General features: G+C 42.8%; 15 protein-coding genes. All 15 read right to left on the bottom strand.

Annotation, left to right across the window (positions count from 1 at the left end; translation table 11 throughout):
• Positions 1-25 precede the first annotated feature (25 nt).
• The 15 genes from GL182_RS13725 to GL182_RS13650 all read right to left on the bottom strand — a co-directional run bounded on the left by GL182_RS13725 (position 26) and on the right by GL182_RS13650 (position 17995).
• A complete protein-coding gene (locus tag GL182_RS13725; RefSeq protein WP_163380260.1) occupies positions 26-1480 on the bottom strand; it encodes a TlpA family protein disulfide reductase in 1455 nt (484 codons plus the stop codon).
• The gene (locus tag GL182_RS13720; RefSeq protein ID WP_163380259.1) at positions 1467-2735 is read right to left on the bottom strand and encodes a carboxypeptidase-like regulatory domain-containing protein; all 1269 of its coding nucleotides are present in this window, start codon (positions 2733-2735) and stop codon (positions 1467-1469) included. Before GL182_RS13720 ends, GL182_RS13725 begins: the two co-directional genes overlap by 14 nt.
• Positions 2736-2892: 157 nt before the next feature.
• Complete coding sequence (locus GL182_RS13715) at positions 2893-3150, bottom strand: cysteine peptidase family C39 domain-containing protein (RefSeq protein WP_163380453.1); 258 nt, start codon at positions 3148-3150, stop codon at positions 2893-2895.
• A gap of 190 nt (positions 3151-3340) precedes the next feature.
• Positions 3341-4417 (bottom strand): 6-bladed beta-propeller, encoded by a 1077-nt coding sequence (locus tag GL182_RS13710; RefSeq protein ID WP_163380258.1) that lies wholly within the window; start codon positions 4415-4417, stop codon positions 3341-3343.
• Positions 4377-5372, bottom strand: a complete 996-nt coding sequence (locus GL182_RS13705; RefSeq protein WP_163380257.1) for a hypothetical protein — start codon at positions 5370-5372, stop codon at positions 4377-4379. The genes GL182_RS13710 and GL182_RS13705 overlap by 41 nt, the downstream gene beginning before the upstream one ends.
• Positions 5373-5433: 61 nt before the next feature.
• Entirely contained in the window at positions 5434-5676 is a 243-nt protein-coding gene (locus GL182_RS13700) for a hypothetical protein (protein ID WP_163380256.1), read from the bottom strand.
• Positions 5677-6351: 675 nt separating this feature from the next.
• Complete coding sequence (locus tag GL182_RS13695; RefSeq protein ID WP_163380255.1) at positions 6352-7776, bottom strand: glycosyltransferase family 2 protein; 1425 nt, start codon at positions 7774-7776, stop codon at positions 6352-6354.
• A 252-nt stretch (positions 7777-8028) separates the two neighbouring features.
• Positions 8029-8388, bottom strand: a complete 360-nt coding sequence (locus GL182_RS13690; protein ID WP_262889341.1) for a LytTR family DNA-binding domain-containing protein — start codon at positions 8386-8388, stop codon at positions 8029-8031.
• Positions 8389-8802: 414 nt separating this feature from the next.
• The gene (locus tag GL182_RS13685) at positions 8803-9594 is read right to left on the bottom strand and encodes a DUF3405 domain-containing protein (RefSeq protein WP_163380253.1); all 792 of its coding nucleotides are present in this window, start codon (positions 9592-9594) and stop codon (positions 8803-8805) included.
• A 64-nt stretch (positions 9595-9658) separates the two neighbouring features.
• On the bottom strand, positions 9659-11410 hold the full coding sequence (locus GL182_RS13680) for a sulfotransferase (protein ID WP_205603661.1): 1752 nt from the start codon (positions 11408-11410) through the stop codon (positions 9659-9661).
• A gap of 37 nt (positions 11411-11447) precedes the next feature.
• Positions 11448-12224, bottom strand: coding sequence for a galactosyltransferase-related protein (locus GL182_RS13670; protein ID WP_163380252.1), 777 nt, complete (start codon positions 12222-12224; stop codon positions 11448-11450).
• A 13-nt stretch (positions 12225-12237) separates the two neighbouring features.
• Positions 12238-13323: a hypothetical protein gene (locus tag GL182_RS13665; RefSeq protein WP_163380251.1), complete on the bottom strand. Its 1086-nt coding sequence runs from the start codon at positions 13321-13323 to the stop codon at positions 12238-12240.
• An 11-nt stretch (positions 13324-13334) separates the two neighbouring features.
• Positions 13335-14639 carry an HlyD family secretion protein gene (locus GL182_RS13660; RefSeq protein ID WP_163380250.1) on the bottom strand — a complete coding sequence of 435 codons (1305 nt, stop codon included), beginning with the start codon at positions 14637-14639 and terminating at the stop codon, positions 13335-13337.
• Positions 14640-14641: 2 nt separating this feature from the next.
• On the bottom strand, positions 14642-16843 hold the full coding sequence (locus GL182_RS13655; RefSeq protein ID WP_163380249.1) for a peptidase domain-containing ABC transporter: 2202 nt from the start codon (positions 16841-16843) through the stop codon (positions 14642-14644).
• A gap of 18 nt (positions 16844-16861) precedes the next feature.
• The gene (locus GL182_RS13650; protein WP_163380248.1) at positions 16862-17995 is read right to left on the bottom strand and encodes a DUF4221 family protein; all 1134 of its coding nucleotides are present in this window, start codon (positions 17993-17995) and stop codon (positions 16862-16864) included.
• Positions 17996-18018 lie beyond the last annotated feature (23 nt).

Genomic DNA, 18018 nt, shown 5'->3' with positions numbered 1-18018 from the left:
TAGTAAAAAAAACCGAATCAAATCCCTATCTAAGAAATTCGTCTAAAATCCCATTTAATTCCTCTTGCTCCGGACCCGGAGCATTTGGGTGTATGAGCTTGCCTTTAGGATCAAAGAGCAGGTATCGGGGGATAAATGCCAGGTCCAACTGATCCAGAAAACTGGATTCACCCAGGTTCAGCACCGTAAAAGAACGGTCTGGGAAGGCAATGCCATGTTTCCGAACCACCTGCTCCCAAAACTTATGGTTTTTATCTACAGAGAGGTGAATGACCTCGAGGCTCCGGTCTTTGTTTAGTTCATGCAGGTTCCGCAAAGCAGGGAATGCTTTGATGCAGGGGATGCACCAGGCCGCCCAAAGGTCGACATACAGGTAACTGCCCCTTTTCTGATGCAGCAATTCTTCAAAAGACATCAGCCGGTTTCCGAGCCCCATCAATTCCATGTCCGGCCTTTCTTTTTTCAAGGTATTGATTCGGGCTTTTAAAAAATCAGCCTGAACTTTATTTTCCAACTGATTTCCAAAGCTTTTCAGCCATTTATCCGCTTCCTGAAAAGATAGGCGGGGGAGGGATTCCTCAAGGAGTTTAAAACGCATACGCTTGCTAAATGGGCTTGGACCTGAACCCAAACTGTCCGGAAGAAGGAGCTCATTTCGATCTTTCGCTTTGATTTGTGCCAGTAAAAAATCCGAAAACTCATCAAAATAGACGGTCTGTAGGTATTCGGAACTGTCGGTAACAGATGTCGTAAAGTGATCTAAGGCTCCCCCTGGGTCATAAACCCCCTTCTCCGCAGAAAAAAAATGAAGGTGGTCCAATTCAAACCGGAGTTTTGCCTTATAAAAAGAAGCGGTTCTTTCAGCAATCAGACCTGTGTTCTTCAGGGAGTCCAGCCAGAATAGTTCTTTTTCCCCACTTTCCAGGGCCTTTTTTCTGCTTTTTATTCGTTCTTCACTGAGGTCAACCGGTGTTGGGGAGTTAAAATTTGCCTGCCAGAGGAAATGGGAATCCTGAAGTGGGGTATAGGTGGAATGGTACAATTCACGATTGCGAAGCAGTTCCAGGTTGTCATCGTATACAGATCGTTCGCTGTTTAGGGTTTTTAGCCATGGTCTTCGTTCGTCCAGGCTGATAAGTATACTGTCCCCTTTAGCCAGCAGGTAGTTGTATTCGGTCTGGCTGTTGTCAGTATACATCAGGTCTATAGCTTCTCTTTGGGTGTCGATGGATAATACCAAATTATTTTCCTTTCCGGAGAAATCAATTGTTACAGGCATATATGCATCGTCCAGGTATTTTAAAGCGGCTTTTCGCTCCCTGAGAAAATCCCGAACCAGGCTATCTTTTAATACCAGAACAATCTGTGCACTATTTTCTTGCTCGTCATGATCCTTCACTTCCTGGTTTCTACCACAAGCGGAGAAAAACAGGACCAGCAGCACAATGAAGACCGATAGTATTGAATTAATCCTTCGCATTTCGTTCAAATTGTTCCAACAGCTTTCCATTTCTTTCCAGGCTGTTGATGATTGCGCTATCCAATGGGTGGTTCTTCAGGAATTCGTTATCTTTCCAAAATCCTTCATCCAAGGGGAATTCGTTTGGTTCAATTTCCTGCTCTCTTTTGAGCAGCTCTCTGGGCCTGATTTTTTTTAAATGATCTGTGTTCACCTTATCAAACCAAAGAGTATGGATATCCATCTGGTGAACACCTACATCCCGGTTGATCAGCCTAAGTGACTTCAGCCGGATGATTTCCGGATAGTAGCGGCCACCCACTTCCCTGAACTTTACATAGACCTGGTGCTCCCCACTTCTATAGCCCAGTTGGTATTCGACAATTGCATGGTTTCGGCCATTTATTTTTAGGAAATTCCTGCCATCAGGGGGATCATCTGAGCCAAAGGCTATGTGGTAGATGGTATCCCTGCCGATAAACTCCATGCCCAGAAATTGATGATAAACGGGCAGTTCAGGGATCCCCATAAACCGGTATCCGTCCCTGCTAAAGTGGCTTTCAGGAACATAGGCTGTTCTGATGTAGTTGGAGGGATAAGTCCCGATGATTGGATTCAAAGGCCCTAGAGGTTCACCCATGGATTCGATCTGATTTCTAACCTTTGCTTTCATGGCTGAGATATAGGGGTCAACTTCGGCATGTTCATCGCTCTGTCTCAGAGATTCCACTTTTATTTTAGCGCTCTGTACATCTTTTTCATATCCCAGGTCTTCCACCGTTACAACAGCTTCCACCAAATGGGTAAAGTCATCATAATTGGTGGAAACTTTGCGGTAAAGACCGGTTAGTTGGTGGCGTTTATTGGGATAATTTTGGGGAATACTGTCGATGGCTTTGGAAATCATTTCTTCCAGGGAGCTATCTTCAGGCTTTACGATGACTTCTTCCAGGGCAATGACTGCTTGCGCTAATTTGATGCTGTTTCCGGTTGATTTTAACCGGGCCAGGGGAACTTGTATGTGATGGTATCCGAGGCGGTTCACCACCAGGGTATCTTCCTTTAGTACCTTAGGAAATCGAAGGGAGAAGTGCCCGGAAGAATTGGAAACTCCATTAAATTCCGGATAATTTTTTAAGAAAAAGTAGACATGGTCCAAAGGATTGTTTCCTTCATCTAGTACGCTGCCACTCAATTGTCCGGTTGGTGAATTGGATTGGGGATACACGATTCCATAAAGGCAGGCAAAAAAAATGGACAGGGATAAAATTTTCATCTTAGCGAATGCATGTTTTCAATTGAATTTTCCCGCTTGCAAGTCTGATTGACGCCAGAATCATAGAAAATTAATTTTTTGTGATTAAAATCTCTCCATTAAATTATTTTCGGGTTTGAAACCAGGGCTTCCTAATTTTTTGGTCCTGCAGTACGCCCTATATCAAATATAACACAAATTTGTTAATTAAATATTTAATACCAGGCCTGGCCCCTATGGTTTTAAATCCGATGGATTCCGCTGCCTCGCTTAGCTTAAGCAGGTTGCTTCCGGAGCGGGTGGTTTCCGAATATTCCCGTATTTCCTGCAGGGAGATCAGTTTGCCGTAGTACTTGGCAATGATGCGCAGGCAGGTGGGGCCACAGTCTTTGGCATCGGGTTGTTTGTAGAAGCGGAAGGTGAGATTCGAAGAAATTTTAATTAATAACCTAAATAATTAAATTTCAGGTTGTACAAGAAATTGCAATTTAAATTCAGCAAAATCAATTGTAGGATTTGGCCCTCCTATATCTCCACCTGAATACTCGGCTGTTTTAAAATAGAAGGTATTGGTACAGTATTTTATTAATCCTACGTATCGTAGATTATCGTTTCTCCGCCAGTCTTTACTTTAAACTTACAATGCCAATGACAGGATTCAATTCCTCCGTATTATCGGCTGAATATTTTGCGGTTTTGATAAAATAGAATATGTCATGAGCTGGGTCCAGTGGCCTAAGAATGACGGGATCATCCCGCCCATCCAATAGTCCCCCCTTTAAATTGTAACCGATTGACTTACCCTTATCAAACAAAAACATCCATTTGTCCCCGTCTGAATCGTATTCACACATAAGATAGGACCGGGAATTGACCATATTCTTGATCCAAATTATTTTTTGATTTTTCTCATTGAGATGGTTCTGTTCAAAATTAAGCTTAGCGAAAGGAGTCAAGGTCTTTCCCTCAAGTCGATAGAGGGTATCCCGAAGGATGGTTTCATTGGTTAGTACAGGGCTATAAAGGTAAAGGTCGCTGTCCACCTTGGAGATAAAATGTTTATAGGGGTAGGTTGCTGCAATTTGTTCCTTAAGAATCAACCGGCGAACCGGAATACTGTCCGCTACTTCCAGAGAGTTGGATATCTCCAACAAGGTAGTCTGGTTTATATACCCCTGCTCCGTTTCGATCCCATTAAGTTGAGCAAGGGCGAATAATTTTCCATTATGAGTGTTAAGGTAATTAATAAAAAGTGGTAACTTGCCCTCTGCTACGAGCTCGTTTTCCGTGGAGTAAGCCAGGAGTTTTTGGCCAGATGCAATATAAATCAAATTGGAAGATTCGTCTATCGCCAGAGACGAAATGTAGGTGTATTCTCCGGGTCCGTTCCCGTTCTTTCCTAGCATTTGCAAAAAATTTCCTTCAATATCAAAAACCAGGATCTGACCCGCCAGATCGACCACATACAGCTTTTCATCGTAGAGCTTCACCTCTTGAATCATATTTAGCAAAGAACCTTCCTTTGTCTCAAGTTGAACAAGCTGAATTGACTCAGCTATATCTTCCAACCTAATGGGGTCATCGCTGGCTTTCGGAACTTCAATGGCCATTAAGTCATGTTTGTCACCTTGCGAGCAGCCAAGGATGAGAAAGATAAAAAAACTAAGACTTAACCTTAAATAGGACAATAGAAGTTTTTTCATCCTTGTTGGTATAGGCATACATGTATGGGTTGAGGTTGGTAAATTTTGGGATATAATAGCCGGAATGATTAAAGTCGTCGTAGAGGCCTGATTTGTTGCTAGATTCACTTAAATATTGTTTGCGGTTTTTTAAATCATAGAACAGGAGATATTTATTACCCCGATGTCTGAATGAAGTAGTCGCAAACTTTCCTATTATTCCTTGGTTACCGGACAAAAAGATATCGTGTTCCCCATCATTGGACTGGTATAAGTTCTTGAGTCGGGCAACCGGACGTATAAATTCATTCTTAGAAGAGTAAATGTCGTTGGCTTCACCAAAGGACACATAGAGGGAGCCGTTTCCACTGCTAAAGGAGTTGCGCCTGGATACGATTTTTACGGCAGGATGGGCTTTCTCTGTATCATAGACCATTTCAATAGCGGTTTTAACGGATTTATAGTCCTTGCTGTCGAAAGCCTCAATGAGATAGGTCTTTTTACCGGACTCAAATTTTACTGTTCCGGCGTAGATCCTGCCGGAGAAAAAGGCGATGTTGGACAAACTGTTTTTCACCTCAAACTGTGCTTTTTGGTTGCGATGGCGGACGTCATAAACCACGATCTTGTCATTATGGGCGATATAAAGATGTTCACTCGTTTTATCGTAGGCTAGACTTTGGATAATATTTTTGCCTCTGTAAAGCTCTTCCATAAAGGTACCGTCTTTGCTGAACAGGGCTACCGAATTGGAAAAACCTTTTAGGTCTTCTTCCCCTGGACTGACTATCAGGTATTTGTCTCCAATGACAAGACGGGAAATGTTGTGGTAATTTCGGTTCAAATCAACAAGATCAACCGCATCCGCAATAGTGGATGCGTTGATCTGGTTTTCGTATTTGTGTTCAACGAAAATATCATGATCACTGACCAGCATGGCTGAGACAATCATCAATATCATTAATAATAGGTGCATATTAAAGCTGATTAAATCCTAAAATTCAGAAATTAGGGGAGCATATGCCCCCCTAAATCTACTAAAGCCCTTGACAAGTTGCACCAGAACCCTGACAAACCAATCCTGCTGCCCATAATGCCTCTGTTAAATTAGCTGCATTTACTGTGAATGGGGAATCTTCCCCGCAACCTCCTACGAATCCGCAATAACATTCAAAAGTCCCCTGGCCTACCATTCCGCCATATACCTTTGATAGTTTGTCCTTTTGAAGTACATCTTCTGATGTGAGTTTTAGTTTTTTTAAATTTACCTTTTTCATCATTTTGAAATTGACATTTAATAAATTTCCTGACTATTTAGGACATCAGGAACTATGTCCATTCATCGCGATAGAATGCCTGTATTTACCACCTAATTTGTGATTATCTTTTTAGGTCTTTTATGATTAAATTTCTTTGATAAAGCAATTTTTCAACAATTTTAGGATCTTACCGGAGCTGCGGAAACAATTATTCATGCGGTTCAAACAGTTTAATAGTAGGTAGATTACCAGAAAAGTAGGAATCTATATATGTTTTTGCTCTTATTACTTCCCAATCTAATGGAAAAAATCAAAAAATATAAGTGAATAATAGTATTTCTCGTGAACTGACCTATTTTTCCCGTGAACGGGCAGTTTTATCCCCTGAAGGAAATGATTGGTGCTGTAATGTATAGGGATTGAGCCAGTTGTAGTTTAGATGACGAAAAGAATAAAGTTGATGGTTTGAGGTTGTGTTGATTTGTTGACGCGGAGATTTGGGGCTGCGGTGCCTGAGCGGAGTCGAAGGCAGCGGAGTCGGGCTTCAACAGGCTCAGCCTTATAAGGCGTGATGTGCTGGTATGGATACCTGCAGCAATAGTACATTCCTTCGTCATTACTTTTTTTGGAATTTCTCAGGTACAATTGAAATGGCATCGGGTTGTTAGTTGAAAGGAAACTAGCTTTTCAAAATCATTATTTAAAGGGTATTCGGTCTACATTTGATGGGTCATCCGGATATTGCCGGCAGACAGCAAATTGCTTCCTGTCCCCCTGTATAATTTTGTAGGTAAGGCAAAGCTCCCTGCAAAAAGTAATCATTGTTTTCCGGTCAAGTTCTCGATCCATATCATCAAAGACAAATACACTTTTTATACCTTTAAATAATTCCAGGTGATTTAAAATCCCTTGCCTTAATGTCCCGGGAGGCCCGTCGACCAAAATCAGATCAAAATTTATACGGGATAAAACAGATTTGACTTCTTCTGGCGAATACCATTCCCCTTCTATAGGGGCCAGCATACATTCATGCTCCTGCGATAATGAAATACAATACCGGGTATCGTGCTCAATGCTGGTCACCTGATAATTTCGTAGCAAGGCTTCGGTTCCCTTTCCTGTACCGAACTCAAGCAATTTGGACCCGGGAACCAGGATTTCATTAATGCAGGTAAGCATTTTTTTTTCAATGGACCATCCCCCCAGCCGGTTGTGGCGAATGGCAGTGGCTGCCAAATTTTCACAAATCGAATAAAAGAAGTCATTGTCGTAAATCATTTTTTGATGGTTCCCAGTAAGGAGCCGGTTTAGCCATGTCTCCACCTGATCCAACTCAAGATCCTCCAAATACCGGTGATGGATCAACTTTAAATGAAGGTGAAAATCCTCCTCGGTAAAATCCACACCGAGGGTTTCCAGTTGCCGTCTCCTAACCCGATTGGCCGTCTCCTCCTCCATTTCTCTTTTTTCGGTAAAAGCCTGTTCCGGATATATCCGGGATCTTACGAGCGGCTTGGAAATGTTTTGAACTTTAAATTTTTGTGCAACCCTTACCACAAAATCATAATCTCCAGCATAGGAAAAGGATTCGTCAAATCGAAATCCAAAATCCTGACACAGGGTATTTCTGATCATCATGGCTGGCTGGCGGGTGTTTTTGTCGGCAAACAACAAGACCTTTATTTTTTCATGGTCTGGCGGCTTATTTACTAAACCCATATTTCTGCCTGCTGCATCGATGATTTCATAGGAGGAGCCAATGCAAAAGGTGTCGGGATGATTTTCCAGCATACTATATTGTGTAGACAGGCGATCAGGCAGGGAAAGATCGTCGGCATCCGTAAAGGCAATATATTTTCCAAATGCATGAGCTATCCCAAAATTTCTGGCCGCACAGTTTCCCCGTTTGGTATCAAATTCGAAATACCGGATGCGGGTATCATCAAGTGATAGGATCAGATTGGTAGCCTTATCATTGGCCCCGTAGTCGATAATCAGCAACTCAATGTCTTTGAAATCCTGTAACAGGATACTTTCCACTGCCTCTGCTATGAAACTTGATGCATTGTTGCAGGGCATAATAACGGATACCAGTGGTAAGGCATTAGCAATTCTTCTCATTAGTATTTTTTATAAAAGCCTTTCCCCATAAAGGCAGATAAAAGAAATTAAACCGGGTATAGCGATGAAATTCAAGATCGTTACGCTTAACTATACCTCCTCCCTTAACCCCTCCAGAAATAAAATTTCCACTTCGGTTATTCTAATTAAATGATATACACAACCCTAATTATTGCTGCTAGACGTTTGAGCATGGAGGCTTTACGTAAACATATTTTTTCTGATAGACCCTCAAATAAGCACGAAATTAGATTAATGCGTATCCCTGATGCCATTGTCTGGGGAATCAGGTTGACGAAATTCTTTCTTTAGCGTAGCCCATTTGGATTTGGCTACCTTCAGTCGTACATTGTTTTCCATTACTATTTCCCTTTCCTTTGGCGGAATTGACTGGATTAAATTAACATTGGCCAGGCAGTTCCGGTTTATTTTGAAAAATGTCTCCGGCAATTTTTTTTCTACCTTTTTTAACGAGGAGCAGCAGGAATGGCTGCTTCCATCCAGACAAAAGACGGTGAGCAGATAATCGTTTACCACAATATGGGTGACCATATCAAGGCCAATTTTAAGGATTTTATGATTGCAACTGAGGATTAAAGAATGGCTCTCCATAAAAATAAACTTAGTAGTGTAACTAGGTCGATAAGATAAAAAAAAAGGAATGTATTCAAATTGATTTGAATTATTTTTTGATTGGATTTACATTTATATTTAAAATTTACATCAATAAAATTATAATTTTCTTTTTTTATATAAATTTTAATGGGTGTTTTTACGCATTTAATTTAACTATTTATTAAAAGTATAAGATTTAAAGTAGTTTTGCATAACTTTTTCTAATTGCCTGCCTAAAAGGAAGTTGTCAAACTTACTGCGGATGAATGCCCTTCCGTTTGGTTAATGGTAATTTGTATTTTCGGATGGATCATCAAGTGAATCTCTAAGGATAGAAATGTAAGCCATACCTTCAAATTGAGTAAGGTTCCACTTTTTCAGCTTGCGCATTCGGGGATTATTATTCAGGTTTTAATCATCCGTCAGTTTTACAGGATGGTAGAGTTTGTTTTTCAATGTTCCTGCCTCCGCAAAAACCGGTCTCCAACGCATGGTGCCGTCGGAGAGTATGCCTCTATGGTTGGGGCTGTTGTTCATGTAGAATCGGTTTTCAAAGCCCTCGGGTACAAATTCTCCCTTGCCTCCAAAGTCATGGATAGAAAGTCCGGTTTCGTAAAGCAGGGTAGGGATCAGTACCTCGTGATGCCCACACCACTTGCTGAGGAGTGCTTTGTGGATTAACTCCAGGGCTTGCCGCGAAATGCGGTAGATGGGGTTAAAGGAGCGGATCCGTTGCTCTTGTGGGATAACAGTATAGGGATGGGCCAGGGCAGGCCACCAGGGCCATTCCGGCTCCTCCTTGTAGCGGCGGATATGGCTGCTGATAAAATCAGTGTCCAGGGAGGAAAAAGCCTCAAAAAAGGCTCTCCAATCTCCGGAGAACGCCACATCGTCCTCGATGCACCAGTAGTAATCGTAATGCGGATGAGATAGATAAAATTTCAGCAAGGGGAAATGGTTGCTGCCCGGAACCAGGGTAAAGCCAAGGGGGAAATAATTCAGGGAGCTTAAGACCTCATCCGTAAATGTAAAAGCATTAAGCCCTGAAGCATTAACACCAGGCTTCCCCTTATCCAGATGGTAAAGCAATACCGTATCTCCTATATCCCGGGTTGCATCAAATATTTCCCGGTATTTTTGAATCAAAGGGAGGGAAGTTTTATTGGATAGTATTAAAAAGGATTGAATATTTTTCACCACCATGCTATAATAATTTTAGTTTGAATTAAGAGGTTTTTATATGATTTGGACCTATATAGCCTTCAAATTAGTTTTTTCCACCAACTGTATCATTTAAATATTCCAGTAGAAGTATTCCTATGCCGCCTAATCCTGCTGTCAATCCACAATTATTCACCATGTCTTGATTATAACCATTCTCCTCCCAATAATTTGATCTGCTTGTTTTTTGGATTATTTTTTCCATAGGTAATAATAGTTTCGAAGTCCCGGTAAGGGCTGACAATTTTCTACTGATCCATGCCAGACCTGTGATACCATCTTGTGCCAGGATATTCAGGTTTTTACATTCCTCATCGATAATCGTATCCAAGGAAATGCTTTCCTTTAGCAGATCCGCATGATCTTGCAACGCAGTCAATGGTAGCTCTTTAAATATACTTTCCAATCCCAACAGAAGGTACATTCTATTGCTATGCAATCTTGGATAGAGAGAGGTGATGATTGGGGTAAGGTAATCCAGTATCCGGTCAATTTTATTGGAATTGACCTGTAGTTGTTTTGCCTTGGCAAGGAGGATCAATAGTAGAGGAAGATCCCAATACAGGGTAAACAATTCCGGTTCCCTGTGCTGAAATTTTTCCTCCTCTACCAGCTGTCCTATCCGGTTAATAATTTCGGAGACGACCCGGGTATGGATATTTTGGTTTACGGACTTAGCATGGCCCTGTGAAATTTCGAGCCTACTGGTATAGTAAGCCAAGTATCCCAACAATCCCAGCCGGAGATCTACAGGCAATGTTTCTTTGTTTGCATTCCAATAGCTAATGATTTGGTGGTCGACATCAATTAAAATTTCATCGGGATCACCTTCTACATAGTCATTTTTGATCAGATGGCAAAGGCCCCAGGCAATGCCGGAAAGCCCGTTTTGAAAATTTGTAGGTATGATAAAATTCCCTAAAGTATTATAAACATCCATTAGAATATGCTCTGCGATGGATAGAATTTCACTATTTCTGGTACTCCTTCCCAACATAAAGAAATAAATACTCAATCCGATTTTTCCGTTTAATAGTCCAACCTCATTTTTTGCTGGTTCATTTTTACTTATAAAGTCGTTAAGTTTCTCAAGAATAGATAAAATCTGTTTTAGATTTTTTGTTTTTAGGGGCTTGCTTTCTTCTCTGGCCTTCGGAATGCAATTTATTTCTAACTTATTTAAATTTATTGTTGGTGAATTTGAGGGATAAAAAACTTTAATTGCGGGGACTTTTTTTTCTTTGTTAAGCCAAGATGACTTTTTTCTTTTTACAAAATCTTCAAAAGGAAATGGGCCCAATTCTTTTGAATCAATCGACAAGCCCAGAAAATCTATTAGTTTTACCCATCCTTCACCTTTTGTGATATCTAAAATCAATAATCTACTGTTAGATTCAAGGAAATGTTTCCTGACCCTTTCATTGTGTTTATAGTATGTTTCTTCAAATAGTTTAGCATCAAATTTTGCAGTGCCAAAAATTTCTATACGATAATCAAGGAACCATTTTTCTTTAATCCGCTCGGGAGGTCTCTTATCGATAAAGAACGTTCTGCATGAACTAAGCCAGTTATTAACATTTCTTGTTGTCAATATAAATTTGGATCCGGGGTAAATTCTATCAAGATCAATAAACCTGGAAGGTACAGGGGAATCACAAACAAAATCAAAATGATCTATTTTGTTCCACTGATTAGGAGAGAGGCAATGACCGGAAACAAAACCCAACTTTCTCATCGCCTGAGTTAGTGATTGTGTTCCCGTCCTGGGTAGTCCTATGCCAAATATTTTTGATTTCATTATTACCCTATCTAAAAATCCCGTAATGAAAATAGCATTATCTCCAGCTTTTAATTTCCCTTTTCAATTCCTTTTTCGACATCACCAGGGACCTTTGCAACTCCGCCATTTTTTTGTCGTTTTGACTGGAACTGTGGAAGGAGCTGTTGAGTCCCCTTTCGTGGGAAAGATGAAATAAGGGGCCGGGTACATGTTGGTGGCGGTAGCCCAATATCTTCCAGCGGTTTGCCCGGTCTCCATCTTCTCTGCCCCAGCCGTAGAATCTCTCGTTTTCCATCCCCGTATCGACATAGGCCTGTCTATGGGCAAAAAATACCCCACCCACCGGATTGGGGGTATACAGCGCATTCATTTTGCCCTGCTGCTTTTCCAATAGTCCAATGTCCCCTGATTGGATATAAAGATCCCGAAGGATGTAAGACGTGTCTAAAAACCTGTCCTGAAATGGGGTCACAAAATCGGCCTTCCCCTCCCTTAGCCTTTTCATGGTTGCTTCTATTTGGCTTGAGGGAATGATGACATCCGTATCCCAGAGGCTTAAATAGGTAGTTTCACAGGTTGTTGTAAGTGTATTGATGTATTTCGTCCGGTGAAAGACATCATCACGGTCTTCCACAAACCGGTAGTCCACCTCCCCGGGTAGCAATTGTTGTAATATTCCGGTATTGCGTCGGCAGGCTTCCAGAATTTTTATCCTGGTATGAAAACTTCCCAGGAGGAAATCCAGGATGACAAGGGTGTTTTCCAGTCTGTCTACCGTATCTATTCGCAGGGGGATGATAAAGGTGACATCTCTAAGATCTGATTTTTCCATATGCTGCTAAAATTTATTTCTCCATTTCACCCGGGCTATCTTTTAGAATTTCCAGTAAGAGCATTCCCATTCCGGACAGGCCTCTAGCCCAGCCTGTATTTTTCTTCATTTCCTGATAATGGCTCTCCTCCAGCCAATACACCGATTTATTTATTTTTCGGATTAACGCTTCCCTGGCAAATAGCAGGGCTGAAGTTCCGGTAAGGCTTGACAGTCTTCTGCTGATAAATGCCAGCCCCGTGATACCATCCTGTGCCAGGATATTCAGGCTTTTGAATTCCACTTCAATGATCCTGGTCAGGGAGGTGCTTTTCCTCAGTAGATCTGCATGGTCTTGCAAAACAGTCAGGGGTAATTGTTTGATCATGCTTTCCAGTCCCAACAAAAGGTACATTCTATTGCTATGCAATCTTGGATACAGGGAGGTGATGATTGGGCTAAGGTAATCCAGTATCCGGTCAATTTTATTGGAACTGACCTGTAGTTGTTTCGACTTGGACAGGAGGATCAATAGTAGAGGAAGATCCCAATACAGGGTAAACAAATCCGGTTCCCTGTGCTGAAATTTTTCCTCCTCTACCAGTTGTCCGATCCGGTTGAGGATTTCGGACACCACCCGGGTGTGGATAAAACGGTTCACGGGATCATGTGTTAGTTCGAGCCTAAGGGTGTAGTAAACCCAATACCCGAGCAAACCCTGCCTGATATCTACGGGCAATGTTTCTTTGTTTGCATTCCAATAGCGGAAGATGCGATCGTCCACATCCTCCAGAATTTCATCCGGATCAGCAGCTACGAAATCATTTTTGATCAAATGGCACAGGCCCCAGGCAATGCCCGCAAGCCCGTTTTCAAAATCAGCAGCAATGGAAATGTTTCCTGCTGCTTCATAGACTTCCCCTATACATTTTTCAGCCATGGTCTGATGTGCCGGGTCATTGGTCTCCCGGGCCAACATAAAATAATATATACCCAGGCCCATTTTTCCCTGTAGGAGTCCGGGGGCTTCATTGGACGGGGCGTGTTCAACCAAAAGTCGGTTGATTGCTATGAGTTTGGATGGTAACTGTGGGCTGCTTTCGGTTTGTTGGGTTTTCATTATTTTCCGGTTTAATTGGCCATGATTGATTTAAATTTAAAAAAAAGCCTTTCTGCCACACTCAGGTCCCGGGTAATGATCTCGGCGTTTCCCAGAAGCTCCTGCGTAAAGGGGATCCTGGTATTAAAAGAGGTTTGCGTACCTTCCGGAAGGGAGGCGTAAACCAGATAATTGAATTCATCATCCGGGGAGACAGCCACCCTGGTAACACGACCCGTCAGGGCGCCATACTGCTGAAAAGGGAAATTGTCCAGCTTAATCAACACTTTGAGGCCGATTGCCACTTTCCCAGCGTTCTGTGCCGGTATTTTCATGGCACCTACCAGTTCCTCCTTGTTTTCCGGAAGTACAGTAAATACCGGTTCGCCGGCATTTACCTGTTGATTGGCACTCCAGATTTTCTGAAAGCTGACCAGACCTCCGGTAGAAGATTTCATCAGGTACGTATATTCCCAATCCCGCAGGGCACGCTGCAGCCCATGGTAGGACTGGATCAGGCTTTTCAGGGCGCGGGTCTCCTCTTCCTTTTTATTGATTTCCGTGATGCGCAGCGTTTGGTTTCCCAGGCTCAGGGCCTCCTGCATTTGGGAAATGGCTATGGCCATGCTGTTGACCTGCTCCTGTATCTGCAGGTATTCCATTTCCCGGGCTTCAAAATCCTTGTCGGCAATTACCCCATCTTCATGCAGTGACTTGTTGCGATCGTAGTCGAGCTGGACCAGTTCCATTCTACGTTCCAATAGCTCCTTTTGGGCGATCTGCCTTTCGATCCGGTTATTGATTTCCACCAATGCGGTACGGCTGCCGTCCAATTGTCCGATAAAGGGTTGTAGTTCCAGAAGCAGCCGGTATTCCATGTAATTTCGTTCAAATTCCAGAAAGGCAGGTTCCACTTCTCCCAGTACCAGGCTGGAAAGTGAATCCATGGGGAAGGCATACCCATTTTCCTTTCCAAAGACCGCCTTTTCCAATTGGTCTTTCAGGATCAGGATATCCTCCAGGTTTGCGGTGCTTTTGATCCCGGCAAGTGGCTGGCCGGAGGAGACAAGTTCTCCGTTTTCCACAAAGAGCTTTTCTATCTGACCGGAAGTACGGGCCAGCACCCGCTCCGTCGGCTCCCGGGTTGTCACCAGCACCTTTGCCTGCACAAAATCCGGGTACCTTATCAGAAAAGAGAGCGTGATGATCAGACAGGTCATAACAAATACCAGGGTGATGCCCCAGCGGATCAGCCAGGCCGGCGGCCGGGTAATGATCTCCTGTACTTCTTCGGACCGGAGATCTAGGTTATCGGTATGGGTGTTCTCATCGGGCATGGTTAGTTTGTATTTATTTTTTCCAGCTCCAATTGATTTTTTACCAAATCAAAATAGGCCCCCTGTGCATACAGCAGTTGGTCATGGGACCCCAGTTCCACTATTTTTCCCTGATCGATAACGATGATCTGATCTGCATTTTTTACCGTACTCAGGCGATGGGCAATGACCACTACCGTCTTCCCTTTCATAAAATGCTGCAGGTTTTCCATCACTATACGTTCGTTTCGGGCATCGAGTGCCGAGGTGGCCTCGTCAAAAAAGAGAATTTCAGGATCCTTATACACCGCCCGGGCGATAAAAAGCCGCTGCTTTTGTCCGGTGCTGATCCCGGCTCCCTCGTTGCCGATTTTGGTATTGAAGCCAAGCGGCAGGGATTGGATGTAGTCGTAGATATTGGCGATCCGGGCGGCTTTGACCAACAGCTCCTGGTCGATGCGATCCTGACCCACAGCAATATTGGCCGCTATGGTATCGTTAAACACGTAGCCTTCCTGCATCACCACCCCGCAATGATCCCTCCAGCTTCTGGCAGCAATGATGCTAAGGTCATGCTGGCCATACAGGATCTCTCCTCTGGTGGGTTCGTAAAACTTGAGCAATAACTTCATCAGGGTGGTCTTTCCGCTTCCGCTGGCCCCTACCACCGCTGTAATTTTCTGTGGAGGGATGATCAGGTCGAGCCCTTCCAGAACGGGCTCATCGGCTCCTATATACCGAAAGGACAGGTTTTTCAGGGTCAGCTCCTTAGCTACATTGATTTTCCGGATATACTGCGTATCCCTGTTTTCCTCCTCTTCCTTGTCATGAATCTCGTTTAGCCGCTCCAGGCTGATGCTGGCATCCTGATAGGCCCGAATAAAACCAACTACCTGGGTGATGGGGCTGTTTAGCTGCCCGATGATGTACTGGAGCGAAAGCATCATGCCCAGGGTAAGATTGCCTTCAATTACCAGCACCGCTGAAGTAAACGTGATGAGAATATTCTTCAGCTCATTGATCATGGAGGAACCTACGCCCTGGGTTTGTTCCAGGGAAAGGGTCTGAATAGACACATTGAACAGGCTGGCCTGTACAAATTCCCATCGCCATCGTTTTTGCTTTTCCGCATTGTGCATTTTGATTTCCTGCATGCCGTTGATCAGTTCGATCACCGTGCTCTGTTCCTGGCTCAACTGGCCAAAACGCTTGTAGTCCAGCTCCCTCCTGCGCTTCATAAAATACAGCACCCAGAGGATGTAGAAAATGCTTCCCGCCAGAAAAATCAGAAAGATGGTAAGGCTGTAATAGATGAGTACCGCCCCGAAGACGAAGAAATTAAAAAAGGAAAATAAGGTGCTAAGGGTGGTTCCAGTCAACAGGTTTTCTATCCGGCGGTGGTCTCCGATGCGCTGCATGATGTCCCCGGTCATCCGGGTATCGAAATAGGCAATGGGCAGGTTCATCAGTTTGATAAAAAAGTCGGATACCAGGGAGATATTGATCCGGGTACTCAGGTGAAGCAAAATCCAGCTCCGGAACACTTCTACACTGGTACGCCCGACAAACAGCATTATCTGCGCCAATAGTACCAGGTAGATAAAACCGATATCCTGGTTTTGGATGCCCACGTCCACGATGCTCTGGGTCAGAAAGGGAAAAATAAGCTGCAAGAGACTGCCTACCAGCAGCCCGATACAAAGCTGAACCAAGAGGTTTTTGTAATTGAACAAATACCGGAACAGAAAGCGTAGTGAGCGCTTGTCTTCTTCCTCCCATTTCATCCTTTTAAAGTCCGGGGTTACCTCCAGCAACAGGGTGACGCCTTCTTTGGTGGATTCATCGGCATTGTTTCCGATCCACCGGGCGATAAATTTAGGTTTTGACAGGCGGATCAGGCCATAGGCCGGATCGGAGAGGTAAACCTGATCTTTTTTGATCCGGTACACCACCACAAAGTGCCTTTTATCCCAATGGGCGATCAGGGGAAGCTGTGCCTGTTTCAGCCGGTTAAAATCAAGCTTTGCCCCGATAGTCTTAAAGCCGATAGCCTCTGCCGCCTCACTAAGCTTAAGCAGGTTGCTTCCGGAGCGGGTGGTTTCCGAATATTCCCGTATTTCCTGCAGGGAGATCAATTTGCCGTAATGTTTGGCGATAATGCGCAGGCAGGTGGGGCCACAGTCTTTGGCATCGGGTTGTTTGTAGAAGGGGAAAGTGGTTTTCAAGAAAAGGGGTGTTTAAATTTATTTATTTTTTTTCATCTTCAAACGGACAAACCCCATCTCATCATTTATATTTTCATAAATCCAAATTTCCCCATCCTTCGCAAAATGTTTACCTGGCTTTTTGGTCAATTGAGGGATCAATGTCTCACCCAGCATATTTAAGTCCTTGTCTAATGCCGTTAAATATACTTTTGATCTAGTTCTTTCCCCGCCAGTATTTTCGATCTCCTGATGTGAGAATCGATAAAAACACTCCCCTTGCTCTTCCCAAAACGGGGGCATAAAATTTATTTCTTGCCTTAACTTTCTTTTTGCAATTTCAAATTCCTCTAGCGTTTCGTATTCCGTTACATACTCTTTTTCTTTTTGGTTTGCTGTAAGTTGACTGGCATATGATTTAGTAAAAAGAGAATCCCTAACGGTATCATACCACATCAAAATACTCGTAATTTCGTTCGATATGATCACTTTATTTTCAATTTTTTCCAGATCTACATCGAGTTGGTGAGCTATTCGACTGTTACCCGGAGTATAATAAATCTGAAAATTAGACAGGTTTTCAAAACTTTTTAATTCCAATCTTTCTACCTCAAAGGTTTCCAGGTCAAGTATGCATAAAGCAAAACTTTTCTCCTGGAAACGATATATTAATCCATATAATCGGTTTTCATCCTTATCGAGCACCCTTTCTGGTTTTAAATATTCCCTATCCTCCATGGAGTACAAACCCAAGGAAAAGTTTTCAAAATAAATGGTCCTGACCTTCTCTCCTTCCAAAGAGAATAAGGACGTATGACTCAAATTATTCATCGTTATTTGGCTGTCATTGTGAACTTTCATCATTCCTATACCGGGCCCCGTACCGTTGGGCCCCTCGGTATCAAAAGGCACTTTTTCCTCCAATCGTAGCTTATCCAAATTAATTTTTTCAAGTGTATGGTCATCATTATTAAAATTATAAAAATACTTTCCGTCTTTACCCATGTCCGCATTCAACAATTGGTGTTTCAAAAAGATAATTTCATCACCTGGATCAATAATAACGGTATCTACCGAAAATTTCAGATTGGAAAAATAATCTGGATCTGTTTTAATTGTATTTCCTCTACAGGAGAGCAACAGTATAAGTATTAAGTAAGAATAATTTTGCATATTACTTTTTAGTCTAACATTAC

It is taken from the genome of Cyclobacterium sp. SYSU L10401 (assembly GCF_010993705.1).
Lineage (GTDB): Bacteria > Bacteroidota > Bacteroidia > Cytophagales > Cyclobacteriaceae > Cyclobacterium.
Note: the sequence above shows the minus strand (reverse complement) of the source record. Positions and strands in the feature narration are given on the sequence as shown.